This is a genomic window from Ruania alkalisoli, from assembly GCF_014960965.1.
GTDB lineage: Bacteria > Actinomycetota > Actinomycetes > Actinomycetales > Beutenbergiaceae > Ruania > Ruania alkalisoli.
In genome coordinates this window covers 3,031,074-3,043,636 of record NZ_CP063169.1, presented here as the reverse complement: position 1 = coordinate 3,043,636, position 12,563 = coordinate 3,031,074, and the positions used below count along the sequence as shown (strand labels likewise).

Here is a 12,563-nt window from a genome sequence, read left to right as displayed (position 1 = left end):
CCCATGAACCCGCTCATCCCCACCTGCGCCGACCTCGCATCCGAAGAGGTGCTCGACGCCTTCGACGACATGGTGAATCCGCCCGGGCTGACCAACCACTGGGCCACCGCCCAGGTCGACCACGACGTCCTCGCCGTCCGCAGCCTCAACGTGCCACCCGTGGCTCAGGGAGACACCATCACCGGGCAGCTCTACCTCGGGGGGAGGCTCGCCCGCTCCTACGGGCAACCGGTCCACACCCGGTGGCGCCCGGACCGGGTGGATCGGCGCACCACGATCGAGGGCTGGGAGCTGCGCACCGCGACCGTGTGCCCCGCCGGGCAACCAGGAGTGCACGTGCGGCTCGAGGTCACCAACACGGCCGCACAGGAGCGGCAGTTGCGCCTCGGCGTGTGGCTGGCCACTGCCGTCACGCAGGCCGCGCCGTGGAGCCGGGCCGAGCCACCGCACGCACCCAACCGGGTGGAGCGTACGGGAACCCGGGTCACCGGCACCGACGGCAGTGCCTGGGCCGTGCAGGAGCTGGTGGTTCCCCAGGGTGCCGAGGTGATCCCCGGGGGAGCGCGCGTGGTGGAGGCGACGGTGAACGTCGGTGCCGGCCAGAGCCTTACCTGGGACTACGTGCATGCGATCTCGGCACAGGAGGAACACGCCCGGGCCGCGGCCGATGCGATGGTGGCCGGCGCCTCGCAGGCGGTGGCGCAGAGCGAGACGTCCTGGAACTCCTCGCTCGCGGCGCTCTTCGATCCGACGAATCCTGAGTTCTCCGGCGCACTTCCGGTCCTGGACACCAGCGACGCGGACCTGCGCCGGCTCTACTGGTGGGGCGCCGTCGGGGTGCTCTGGTTCCGCCGGGACAACCCGGCCTCGGTGCTCGGGCGCACCTACGACACCCTGATGCCCCGGTACTGGCAGACCACGACGTTCATCTGGGACTACTCCCTCTCCTCCCACGTTCACGCCCAGCTCGACCCGGCCGTGATGCGCCGTCAGATCGCGCACTGGGTGGGCTTGGACATCGAGCAGCACTTCGGCACCGAGTGGCTCACCGGCGGCCCGGTCGGCTACTGGTACTCGGTCAACCACTACGCCATGACCCGACTGGTGCGGGACTACCTCGCCTTCACCGGCGACCGGGCTTTCTTGGATGAAGAGCTCACCACCCCCGACGGCGTCACTCGCCCCCTGCGTGACCATGTGCGTTCCTGGGCGCGCCACTGGCACACCCTCCGCTCGGCCAGCGGCCTGGCCGACTACGGCGAGATCGACAACCTGCTTGAGTGCGTCAGCTCCTACGTGCACGAGGTAGCCAGCCTGAATGCCGCCAATGTGTGGTGCCTGCGGACGGCGGCCGAGATCGCCGATCTGGACGGCGAGACGGCCGAAGCCGCGCGGCTGCGGGCCGATGCCGAGGACCTGGTGGCACTCGTGCGCGACCTCTACATCCCCGGGGCGGGCCACTTCCACGCCCGGCAGCCGGACGGCACCCTGGTGCCCACCAAGCACTGTTACGACTTCGCCACCGTCGGCACGACCATCGCAGCAGATCTGCCCAAGCAGGTGCGCGAGGAGATGGTGCGCTTCTTCGACACGGAGCTGCGCACACCGTCGTGGATGCGGGCGCTCGCACCCTCGGACCCGGACGCGGGCTACTCGCTGCGAGCCGACCACCAGTGGAACGGTGCCTACCCCGCCTGGCCGCCGGACTCAGCCCGGGCAGCGATCGCCCTCGGGCACCCGGAGGTGGTGGCGGACTGGCTGCCGGGCCTGGCTCGCACCGCCAATCAGGGCCCGCCCGGGCAGGCGCACTTCGTGGAGGAGGCAGCGCCGCCGGTCAACGGTGGAGCACGTAAGACGCCGCCTCAGTTCCCGTACCTGATCGACTGGTCATGCTCCTCGGCCGGGTCGTTCGTAGAACTGGTGATCGGCGGGATCTTCGGCGTGCACGTCGGCATGGACGGGAGCGTGTCCACCGACGGCTGGGTGGACCAGCTCGATCCGCACGCGGCACTACGCGGCCTGCACGTGGCCGGCACGAGCTACGACATCGTCGGCGGCCGGGCCGTTGCGCACACCAACGACCGGAAGGAATCCTGATGACCGCGCAGGTGACCGAGACCGACCTCGGCAACGGATGGACCGGGCTGCGCCTCAGGAGTGACGATCTCGAGGTGACGCTGCTGCCCCAGCAGGGCTGCGACGTGCACGCCCTGATCGACCGCCGCACCGGCGTGGACGTGCTCTGGAAGACCCCGTGGGCAATGCCCCCCTACGGTTCCGGACGCTGGAACGCCGAGGACGAGGCCGAGTGGCTGGAGCGCTACTGCGGTGGCTGGCAGTTGCTGTGCCCCAACGGTGGCGACGCGAGCGAGGCTCCCGGCGGACTGACCTGGGGCTGGCACGGGGAGGCCTCCCGGATCCCCTGGCAGTTGGTGGATTCCGGCGCTGCTGACGGCGAAGCGTACGCCCGCCTGCGCACCCGATTGACCAGGGCTCCCTTGCAGATCGAGCGCAGGGTCGCCGTCAGTGGGCCCGTGCTCAGTATCGACGAGGCGGTGACGAACACGAGCCCCGACCCGATCGAGATCATGTGGTCCCACCACCCAGCATTCGGCGCCCCGTTGATCGGGCCGTCCACCCGGATCTACACCAGCGCCACCACAATCACTGCCGACGCCTCCGACGCCGGTGCCGATCTGCAGCCCTCGGCGAGAGGCGACTGGCCGCATCCGGTGCCACCGGCGGGCCGGGAACCGGCCGACTTCTCCCGCATCCCCAGTGCGCCGCGGGCCACCCTCGCCTATCTGGGCGACTTCGCTGGCGCCGGCTGGTACGCGATGGTGAACCCCGAGATCGAGCTCGGGGTGGGGCTGAGGTGGGATGCGGAGCTGTTCCCGCACGCCTGGTACTGGCAGGAGCTGCGGGCCAGCGGCGGTGCGCCATGGTGGGGCGAGGTATACGTCACGGCGATCGAGCCGGCGTCGACGATCCCCGGCCACGGCATCGCCCACGCGAGATCCCAGGGTGCGAACCTGGTTCAGCTGGCCGGGGGAGAGGCCCGGTCCACACGGATCGAGGCCACCACGTTCGTTCCCCACGGCCGGGTGCGGCTGGTCGGTCCCGGCGGCACCGTCGATCAGGTCTGAGACATGGCGAGCGCGAGGGTCTTTCACGACGGCACGCTCTCGGAGCCGCGGCTGGACCACCCGGAGGGCGTGGCGGTGCACCCGGACGGCAGCATCTGGTGCGGCGGCGAGCGGGGGCAGCTCTACCGGATCTCCCCGGATGGGGGTCAGCGCGAGCAGGTCGCCAGTACGGGCGGATTCGTGCTGGGCGTCGATATCGACCCCACAGGTGATGTGTACCTGTGTGATCTGGCCCACCGGGCGCTGTACCGATTCGCCGGTGGGCTGGAACAGCTCACGGGTGGGGGAGCCCGGCCCTTCGTCACTCCCAACATGGTGCGCGTGGCGCCGTCAGGGTCGGTGTACGTGACCGACTCGAACGTGCAGGGTGAGCCAGGGCCAGGGGTGTACCGGTTCGATCGGGACGGGACCGGTGGGCTCTGGTACGACCGTCCGCTCGACATCGCCAACGGCCTGGCCGTCCCGGATGATGAGAGCTGCGTCTACGTGGTCGAGACGTTCGCCTCCCGTCTGGTGCGGATCCCGATCCATCCCGACGGCGGCCCCGGCCCTGCCGAGACCGTGGCAGTCATGCCCGGGGTGCTTCCCGACGGCGTCACGATCGGCCCCGACCAAATGCTGTACGTCGGGTGTTACGAGCCCAGCCAGGTGCTGCGCGTGGATCCCGCGAGCGGGGCAGTCACCACGCTGGTGGCGGACGAGACCGCTCACGTGCTGTGCCATCCGACGAATGTCGCTTTCCGGGGAGCGGACCTGTTCACCTCCAACCTCGGGCGCTGGCACGTGAGCGTGATCGACAGCGCTCTGGACGCGGGGTGACGGGGTTTTTGTGATGAGAATCGTTCATATCTCGGTGTTGTCTCGGTGTGCCGGTGACGGTGCCTGAGTGCGCGAAGTACTCTCCAGAGGCGTTAGGTTAGGGGCCGTGGCAACGCGAACGGTGACTTCGTCCTCCCGAACCCCGGTGTGGCGATCGACCGTCGTCCTGAAGGTCGCGATGGCGATCAGCGGACTCGTGCTCGTGGGCTATCTGGTCGCTCACATGTACGGGAACCTGAAGGTCTTCGCAGGTCAGGAGGCGTTCGACGAATACGCACATCATCTGCGCGAGCTCGGTGAGCCCCTGCTCCCCTACGAGGGTGCACTGTGGCTGATCCGGATCGTCCTGCTCGCGGCGATCGGGGTGCACATCTTCTCCGCCGTCACGCTCTGGCGACGCTCCCGGGCGGCCACCGGAGGCAAGGGCAGCCAGCGCTACGCCAGTTCGAAGGCGCCGCGCGGTAGCCAGCGCAGCTATGCCTCCTTCACGATGAGGTGGGGCGGCGTGGTGATCATCCTGTTCGTGATCTACCACCTCATGCACTTCACGTGGAACACGATCGCTCCCGGTGGTGCCTCCGACAGCCCCTACGAACGCGTGGTGAACGGCTTCGAGATCTGGTGGGTCGTGCTCAGTTACACGATTGCGCTGCTCGCTGTCGGGTTCCACCTGCGGCACGGCGTCTGGGCCGCACTGGCCAGTCTCGGCGCGAACACCAGCCAGCGTCGTCGGCGCAACCTCAACATCTTGGCGACCCTTGTCGCCCTCGTCATCATGGTGGGCTTCCTGCTCCCGCCGTTCGGCATCTTCTTCGGATTGGTCGGCTAAGTGAGCGTCACTCCCGAGCACGTAGACAACTCCGGGTCCTTCTACGTCGACGGCGACCCGATCGCCGACGCCAAGGCCCCCGACGTCCCCCTGAGCCAGAAGTGGGACCAGCGCCGCTTCGACGCCAAGCTCGTCAACCCGGCGAACCGGCGGAAGCGATCGGTGATCATCGTCGGCACAGGCTTGGCTGGTGGGGCCGCCGCCGCCACGCTCGGCGAGGCCGGCTACCACGTGAAGAACTTCTGCTACCAGGATTCCCCGCGCCGGGCGCACTCCATCGCAGCGCAGGGCGGGATCAACGCGGCGAAGAACTACCGCAACGACGGCGACAGCATTCACCGCCTCTTCTACGACACGGTCAAGGGCGGCGACTACCGCTCTCGCGAGACCAACGTCTACCGCCTCGCACAGACCAGTGTGGAGATCATCGACCAGTGCGTCGCTCAAGGTGTGCCGTTCGCCCGTGAATACGGTGGCCTGCTCGACAACCGCTCTTTCGGTGGCGTCCAGGTCTCGCGTACCTTCTACGCCCGCGGCCAGACCGGTCAGCAGCTCCTGCTGGGCGCCTATCAGGCCCTTGAACGTCAGATTGCCGCCGGTACCGTGGAGATGTACACCCGCCACGAGATGCTCGACGTGATCATCGTCGACGGTCGTGCCCGCGGCATCGTCGTACGGGACATGGTCTCCGGTGAGATCGAGACCCACATGGCCGACGCCGTCGTGCTCGGAACCGGTGGGTACGGCAACGTCTTCTTCCTCTCGACCAACGCGATGGGCTGCAACGTCACGGCCTCATGGCGGGCGCACCGCAAGGGCGCCTACTTCGGCAACCCGTGCTACACGCAGATCCACCCCACCTGCATTCCCGTCTCCGGCGACCACCAGTCCAAGCTGACCCTGATGAGTGAGTCGCTGCGCAACGACGGCCGCATCTGGGTGCCCAAGGACGGTGACGACAAGCGCGATCCGCGTCAGATCCCCGAGGACGAGCGCGACTACTACCTGGAGCGCCGCTACCCGGCGTTCGGGAACCTCGTTCCTCGTGACGTCGCCTCCCGCGCTGCGAAGCAGGTGTGCGACGAGGGTCGTGGCGTGGGTCCCGGCGGATTCGGCGTCTACCTCGACTTCGCTGACGCGATCAAGAGGCTCGGTCGCAAGGCCGTAGAGGCCAAGTACGGCAACCTGTTCGACATGTACGCCCAGATCACCGGCGAGAACCCGTACGAGGTTCCGATGCGGATCTACCCGGCCGTGCACTACACGATGGGTGGCCTCTGGGTCGACTACGACCTGCAGTCCAGCATCCCGGGGCTGTTCGTGGTCGGAGAAGCGAACTTCTCCGACCACGGTGCCAACCGGCTCGGGGCCTCGGCGCTCATGCAGGGCCTGGCCGATGGCTACTTCGTGCTCCCGCCGATGATCAGCAACTATCTCGCTGACGCACCCTTCGAAGCGGCCGACGAGAACCACCCCGAGGCGGTCGCCGTCTCACAGCAGGTGCAGGAGCGCGTCGCCACGCTGCTGTCGATCAACGGTTCCCGCACGGTTGACTCCTTCCACCGCGAACTCGGCCACATCATGTGGGAGTACTGCGGTATGGAGCGCACCAAGGAGGGGCTGACGAAGGCGATCGGGCTCATCCGGGAGTTGCGTGAGGAGTTCTGGCGCGACGTCAAGGTCACCGGCGTCAATGAAGAGCTCAACCAGACCCTCGAGAAGGCCGGCCGGGTGGCCGACTTCATCGAGCTCGGCGAGCTCATGTGCATCGACGCCCTGCATCGCGAAGAGTCCTGCGGTGGCCACTTCCGGGCCGAGCACCAGACCGAGGACGGCGAGGCGTTGCGCGACGACGAGAATTTCGCCTACGTCGCCGCCTGGGAATTCGGCGGAGATGGTGGCCAGCCGATTCTGCACAAGGAAGACCTCGTGTACACCGAGATCGAGATGAAGCAGCGGAGCTACAAGTGAACATCACCCTGCGCGTCTGGCGTCAGCAGAACGCCGATACCCCCGGTGCCATGCAGACCTATCAGGTGGCCGACGTGTCACCGGATATGTCGTTCCTGGAGATGCTGGACGTCCTCAACGAACAGCTCACTCTGGCTGGGGACGACCCGATCGCCTTCGACAGCGATTGCCGTGAGGGGATCTGCGGGATGTGCGGTCTCGTGATCAACGGGCTCGCACACGGTCCGAACGAGCTCGTCACCACCTGCCAGCTGCACATGCGCAGCTTCAGCGACGGTGACGTGATCGACGTGGAGCCGTGGCGTGCGCAGCCGTTCTCGGTGATCAAGGACCTCGTGGTCGACCGGTCCTCCTTCGACCGGATCATCCAGGCCGGCGGGTTCATCAGCGCTCCCACCGGGACCGCCCCGGACGCCCACGCGGCTCCGGTGCCCAAGGCCGACGCTGATGCTGCCTTCGACGCTGCCACCTGCATCGGCTGCGGCGCCTGCGTGGCGGCCTGCCCGAACGGGTCGGCGTCGCTGTTCGTCGCTGCGAAGATCACCCACCTGGGTCTGCTTCCGCAGGGTCAGCCCGAGCGCGACTCCCGCGCCCTGGACATGCTCGCCCAGCACGACGAAGAGGGCTTCGGTGGCTGCACCCAGATCGGTGAGTGCACGGCCGCGTGCCCGAAGGGTATCCAGATCGACCTGATCTCCCGGATGCAGCGCGACGTGCTCGGGGCCCTGTCCCACCGTCGTTGAGGTCAGCCCCTTCAGGGGCCGGGCCCGTTCCACGGGCCGAATAATTGACCCCTTCTCGGGTTTCACCCCGAGTTTCGGGCCCTTGCACGCCGCTGCCGCTCGCGGGCCCGCTTCCCGGGCCGAATAATCGACCCCTGAAGGGGATTGACCCCGAGTTTCAGGCCCATCAGTGGCGCGTCATCGCTGCTGCCAGGAAGCGTCGACATCGACGGCACAGCCGAGTGCTTCGGCGAGTGTGACCAGGAACTTGTGTCGCTTGGCCTTCTTGTAGTGCGTAGCGGCGACAATCTCGATGTAGGTCCAGCCGCTCGCAGCGGCGTTGTCGCGCCGGTCGATGTCGGCTGGTCCGCGTTCCGGCGTGAAGTGATCCTTGCCCTGGTACTCGACAACGACCCGCTTCTTCCTCCACACCATGTCGCCGTCGCCGATCCAGCCGCCGATCTCGTCGTCGAGGGTGACGTTGAGCTCGGGTTCGGGGAGCCCTGCCCACACGATGGCCAGGCGTACCCGTGACTCCATGTGGGACGCCGAGCCCAGGCGTACCCAGCGGGCAGCTCGTCGTAGCCGGTCAGCGTCGCGGATTCTACGCCGGGCCAGAGACTCGTGCAGCTGGTCCACCGATCCGAGCCGGTTGGCGATCGAATCACCCATGACCACGAGATCTTCGATACTCATCTCGGCGGCGAGATCGCACCACGTGTCGACGAGGTCAGTCACTCTGATGCCGTCCACCTCGGTGGTCTCGCGGAGCTCGAGGCCCTTGTGATGTGTGCATCCACGTCGGCGGATTCGGGCCCGGTTCGTCTCTCGCATCACGTCGAGATCGTCGTCGGTCGTGGGGCGCTCTGGAAGTCTCAGCCTGTGAATCTCCGCGGCAGTGCGCCTGGAGAACACGACGTCGTCGGGAAGGCCCGTAGCTGTTGCCTCTGCCAGCTCACTGACCGTGGACGGCTCACTAGTTGTGCGGACCCCGTGGGTGGGGCGGCTCAGGTGGTCGTCGTAGAGTCTGCTCTGCCCAACTCCCAGCTGTTTCGCCTCACTCACCGTGAAAGCGCGCTGTTCGAGTTCGGCCGGTAGGGGTGTACGTCTCATGCGGTCCAGAATTGTCGAGACCGTCGGTCGCGTGCAGCGGCTATCCACAGGTGCGCTGAGGGGCCCGAAACTCGGGGTAGAACCGGCTCAAGGGTCGATTATTCGGCCCGGGAAGCGGGTCCGCGAGTTACGGCGCCGGGAAGGGGCCCGATCTTTGGGGTTAAACCCGAGAAAGGGTCGATTATTCGGCCCCTGGAGTGGCCGGGCGACGGGCGGGGACATCCCCCGCCGCGGTGATACCCGGCTCCCGGCAACGCCCGACCCAGCTACCCCTCGACTCCCTGCCGGCTTGCGAGCAGGCGCCGGAAGGAGTCGAGCCTGGCCCGGTCGGTGGCTGTACCGGACTCGGCCCAGGGGTCCAGGGCACAGTCGGGTGCGTCCTCGGTGTGCGTGCACCCACGCGGGCACTGGGCCGCCACCTGGGCCAGATCCTCGAATGCGGTCACGAAGTCACCCGGATCGACGTGCGCGAGCCCGAAGGACCGCACGCCCGGGGTATCGATGATCCACCCGCCGGCTGGAAGCGGTAGCGCCACCGCAGAGGAGCTCGTGTGCCGGCCGCGGCCGGTGACCTCGTTCACGTCGCCCGTAGCACGGTCGGCGTCCGGCACCAGCGCGTTCACCAGCGTTGACTTCCCGACGCCGGAGTGACCGACGAGCACGGAGACGCGCCCGTCCAGGTGCTCGGCTACCGTATCGACCCAGGCGGAACTGCTGTGGTCGCGCCGGGTGGCCACGGCCTGTACATCGAGAGCACCGTAGCGGCTCACGAAATCGGCCACGAACGCCTCGCTCACCAGATCGGACTTGGTCAGTACCAGCAGGGCGTCCATCCCGGCATCGAAGGCGGCCACGAGGAACCTGTCCACCATCCGCGGCCGCGGCTCCGGGTCCGCCAGCGCGGTCACGATCACCAGCTGGTCGGCGTTCGCGACGATCCCACGCTCGGTGGGGTCGGTGTCGTCGGCACTGCGGCGCAGCAGGGTACGCCGATCCTGCACCCGCACCACCCGTGCGAGCGTGCCCTCGGCTCCGGAGACGTCGCCCACCAGGTCCACCCGGTCTCCGACCACCACGGCGCCACGGCCCAGCTCACGTGCCTTCACCGCCACCACCGGCACACCGGCATCGGTCAGCACTTGATAGCGCCCGCGATCGACTGCCGTGACCAGCCCGGGTACGGCATCGGCGTGGTCGGGACGTTGCTTGCTGCGCGGCCGTGAGCCCTTCCGGTTCGGGCGGACCCGTACGTCGGCCTCGGTGTAGGAGCGCCGCCTCGCCATCAGTCCTCGCCGAGCATGCGCTGCCACATCGACGGGAAGTCAGGGAGCGTCTTCGCCGTCGTACCCACGTTCTCGATCTCGACCCCTGGGACGGCGAGCCCCACGATCGCGGCGAAGGTCGCCATCCGATGGTCGTGATAGGTCGCCACCTCGGCGCCGTGCAGGGCGCCCCCGCGGATCAGGAGGCCGTCGGGAAGCTCCTCGGCGTGACCACCCAGACGGGTGATCTCGGTGACCAGGGCCGCTAGCCGGTCGGTCTCGTGCCCGCGCAGGTGCGCGATCCCCGTGAGCCGAGACTCCCCGGGAGCCAGAGCCAGCAAGGCAGCAATGGTCGGGGCCAATTCCCCGGCTGCGGTCAGGTCCAGGTCTGCCGGCTGCACCACGCCCGATCCCGCCACGGTCAGCGTGCCGTCCGCCAGCGTGACCGACCCGCCCAGCCGCGTCAGGAACTCCGGCAGCAGTGCTCCCGGCTGCGTGGTCGAACTGGGCCAGTGCGGCACACTCACCCGCCCGCCTGCCGCCAGTGCCGCTGCGAGGAATGGTCCCGCATTCGACAGGTCCGGCTCGATCACCACGTCTCCACCGCTGATCTCACCCGGCTCCACCCGCCACTTGCCGGGAGCGACGTCGTCGACGTCCACACCTCGGTCGCGCAGCACGGCGATCGTCATATCGATGTGCGGCTGGCTCGGCAGCACCTCACCCACGTGGTGCAGCGTCAGGCCCGCCTCGAACCGCGGTGCGGCCAGCAGCAGCCCGGAGACGAACTGGGAGGAGGTCGACGCGTCCACCTCGATCTCCCCGCCGCGCACGCGCCCGGCACCGTGGACGACCACCGGCAGGAATCCGGGAACATCCCCGGAACCGTCGGCGGCATCGTCGGGCCCGGTCACCGGCACCCCGAGTGCAGCGATCGCTCGCAGCACCGGTCCCATCGGCCGCAGGCGTGCCCCCGGGTCACCGTCGAGCAGCACCGGGCCGTCCGCCAGCGCAGCCAGCGGCGGGACGAACCGCATCACGGTGCCGGCCAGTCCACAGTCGATGGGTGCTCCTGCCCGCAACGGCTGGGGCACCACGCGCACGGTCGTGCCGTTGTCGGAGACCTCCACACCCGCCCCGAGGCTGCGCAGCGCGCCGATCATCAGGTCCGCATCCCGGGAGTGCAGGGCACCCCGGATCGTGGTCGGAGCGCTCGCCAGCGCCGCCAGCGGCAGCGCCCGGTTGGTCAGTGACTTCGAGCCAGGAACAGCGACGACGGCCTCAAGCGGTCCGGTCGCGACAGGAGCGGGCCACAGGTCAGGAGTGTTCACCACCCCTCCAGCCTACTGGCGCCCAAACGGGGTGGGCGTGAGGGGGTGGGTGAGCTGCGTCGTCGGGAGATGCGTAGAGTACCGACGGCGAAAGGACAGGTGCGTGGCCAAGCTCTACTTCCGGTACGGGGCAATGAACTCCGGCAAGTCCACGGGACTGCTGCAGGCGGCGTTCAACTACGAAGAACGCGGCCAGCGGGTCCTGCTCGCCAAACCTGCCGTCGACACCAAGGGTGATGCCGACATCATCTCCCGGCTCGGCATGACCCGTCGCGTTGACTTCCTCATCGGCCCCGGCGAGAGCGTGCGCGACCTGTTCGCAGCCCACGCCACGGGACAGGAGCCGGGATCTCTCGCGGCGATGGAGCTACCGCCGGTGGCATGTCTGCTGGTGGACGAAGCCCAGTTCCTCACCGGTGAGCAGGTGGAGGATCTGTTCCGGCTCGCCGTCAGTGACAATGTGCCCGTGCTTGCCTACGGAATCCGTACCGACTTCCGCACCCGTGCGTTCGCGGGCTCGGCCCGGCTGCTGGAGCTTGCGCACACGCTGGAGGAGCTCAAGACCATCTGCCGGTGCGGGCGCAAGGCGGTTCTGACCACACGCACCGTCGGGGGACAGGTGGTGCTCGACGGAACCCAGGTCGCCATCGACGGTCAGCAGGTGGCCTACGAATCTCGCTGCGGGCGCTGCTATCTCGAGGTCTCGGAAGGCCGGTTCGGGTAGCCGTGGCCGCGCACCGCCGTCAGGAGATCTTTGCCTGCACCCCGCGCAGTCCCGACTTCAGCTCAGCCTTACCTGCCTTGATCTCGGCCTTGGCGATCCGCAACTGATCCTCGAGGTCGGACTTGACGTCGGACAGGTCGCTGCGGTGCTCGCGCCAATTCTCCACCTGCCACGCCAGCGACGGCTTGCCGCGGCGGTCGTTGGCGGCGAACACCAGCCCGGCCACGAGTGCCGCATTGCGCATGAACCCGGTCAGCTTCTCCCTCCGGTCAGCGCCCTTCGCGCTCCAGAACGGGTACCGCACGACTGTCTGCTTCAGCGCGATCACGGCCAGCACGCCTGCGGCGAGCCGGGGAGCCTTGCCCGAGGCAAGCAGGACTCCGGCTGCCACGCTGGTGCCGCCCATGATCCGCACCAGGGTCGTCCGCTTCTGCGGCATCGCCGGAACCTTCTCCGAGACCTTGTCGAGCAGCGGCTCCCATGGCTCGAGCAGCGCGGCGTGCTCGTCAGCATGGCGGATGGCGTCGATACCGTCCACGACGAAGACGGACGCGAGCAGGGGACGGGCAAGAGCGCGCACGGGATCCATGAGTCATTGCTACCGCAGATTCGGCCCAGGTGCGAACCGTCCGGAGCGCATGTCGAG

Annotated in this window: 11 protein-coding genes; 7 read left to right on the top strand and 4 right to left on the bottom strand. The window is 68.2% G+C overall.

The features are described 5' to 3' along the window. Positions 1 to 3: 3 nt before the first annotated feature. The 6 genes from IM660_RS13565 (at position 4) to IM660_RS13540 (ending at position 7,508) form a co-directional block, all read left to right on the top strand. Entirely contained in the window at positions 4 to 2,097 is a 2,094-nt protein-coding gene (locus tag IM660_RS13565; RefSeq protein ID WP_193496251.1) for a glucosidase family protein, read from the top strand. After that, positions 2,097 to 3,146 carry an aldose 1-epimerase gene (locus IM660_RS13560; RefSeq protein WP_193496249.1) on the top strand — a complete coding sequence of 350 codons (1,050 nt, stop codon included), beginning with the start codon at positions 2,097 to 2,099 and terminating at the stop codon, positions 3,144 to 3,146. The genes IM660_RS13565 and IM660_RS13560 overlap by 1 nt, the downstream gene beginning before the upstream one ends. 3 nt (positions 3,147 to 3,149) lie before the next feature. After that, positions 3,150 to 3,965, top strand: a complete 816-nt coding sequence (locus tag IM660_RS13555) for an SMP-30/gluconolactonase/LRE family protein (protein WP_193496247.1) — start codon at positions 3,150 to 3,152, stop codon at positions 3,963 to 3,965. A gap of 106 nt (positions 3,966 to 4,071) precedes the next feature. Beyond that, positions 4,072 to 4,794, top strand: coding sequence for a succinate dehydrogenase cytochrome b subunit (locus IM660_RS13550; protein ID WP_193496245.1), 723 nt, complete (start codon positions 4,072 to 4,074; stop codon positions 4,792 to 4,794). Beyond that, positions 4,795 to 6,765, top strand: a complete 1,971-nt coding sequence (locus IM660_RS13545) for a fumarate reductase/succinate dehydrogenase flavoprotein subunit (protein WP_193496243.1) — start codon at positions 4,795 to 4,797, stop codon at positions 6,763 to 6,765. Beyond that, positions 6,762 to 7,508, top strand: a complete 747-nt coding sequence (locus IM660_RS13540; RefSeq protein ID WP_193496241.1) for a succinate dehydrogenase/fumarate reductase iron-sulfur subunit — start codon at positions 6,762 to 6,764, stop codon at positions 7,506 to 7,508. Before IM660_RS13545 ends, IM660_RS13540 begins: the two co-directional genes overlap by 4 nt. A gap of 177 nt (positions 7,509 to 7,685) precedes the next feature. Here IM660_RS13540 and IM660_RS13535 read toward each other — a convergent pair whose 3' ends face one another. From IM660_RS13535 to aroA, 3 genes are all read right to left on the bottom strand, one after another. Next, the gene (locus IM660_RS13535; protein WP_193496239.1) at positions 7,686 to 8,600 is read right to left on the bottom strand and encodes a hypothetical protein; all 915 of its coding nucleotides are present in this window, start codon (positions 8,598 to 8,600) and stop codon (positions 7,686 to 7,688) included. Positions 8,601 to 8,866: 266 nt separating this feature from the next. Then, complete coding sequence (gene rsgA / locus IM660_RS13530) at positions 8,867 to 9,883, bottom strand: ribosome small subunit-dependent GTPase A (RefSeq protein WP_193496237.1); 1,017 nt, start codon at positions 9,881 to 9,883, stop codon at positions 8,867 to 8,869. Beyond that, positions 9,883 to 11,193, bottom strand: a complete 1,311-nt coding sequence (gene aroA / locus IM660_RS13525) for a 3-phosphoshikimate 1-carboxyvinyltransferase (protein WP_193499411.1) — start codon at positions 11,191 to 11,193, stop codon at positions 9,883 to 9,885. Before aroA ends, rsgA begins: the two co-directional genes overlap by 1 nt. A gap of 103 nt (positions 11,194 to 11,296) precedes the next feature. Between aroA and IM660_RS13520 the strand changes: the two genes are divergently transcribed. Next, on the top strand, positions 11,297 to 11,917 hold the full coding sequence (locus tag IM660_RS13520) for a thymidine kinase (RefSeq protein WP_193496235.1): 621 nt from the start codon (positions 11,297 to 11,299) through the stop codon (positions 11,915 to 11,917). A 19-nt stretch (positions 11,918 to 11,936) separates the two neighbouring features. Here the strand turns inward: IM660_RS13520 and IM660_RS13515 are convergent, their stop codons facing one another. After that, positions 11,937 to 12,506, bottom strand: a complete 570-nt coding sequence (locus IM660_RS13515) for a DoxX family protein (protein WP_193496234.1) — start codon at positions 12,504 to 12,506, stop codon at positions 11,937 to 11,939. Positions 12,507 to 12,563 lie beyond the last annotated feature (57 nt).

Bases quoted from the DNA above. Each gene is read 5' to 3' on its own strand.
- IM660_RS13565 (WP_193496251.1), top strand. From the start codon at position 4: ATGAACCCGCTCATCCCCACCTGCGCCGACCTCGCATCCGAAGAGGTG.
- IM660_RS13560 (WP_193496249.1), top strand. From the start codon at position 2,097: ATGACCGCGCAGGTGACCGAGACCGACCTCGGCAACGGATGGACCGGG.
- IM660_RS13555 (WP_193496247.1), top strand. From the start codon at position 3,150: ATGGCGAGCGCGAGGGTCTTTCACGACGGCACGCTCTCGGAGCCGCGG.
- IM660_RS13535 (WP_193496239.1), bottom strand. From the start codon at position 8,600: ATGAGACGTACACCCCTACCGGCCGAACTCGAACAGCGCGCTTTCACG.
- rsgA (WP_193496237.1), bottom strand. From the start codon at position 9,883: ATGGCGAGGCGGCGCTCCTACACCGAGGCCGACGTACGGGTCCGCCCG.
- IM660_RS13515 (WP_193496234.1), bottom strand. From the start codon at position 12,506: ATGGATCCCGTGCGCGCTCTTGCCCGTCCCCTGCTCGCGTCCGTCTTC.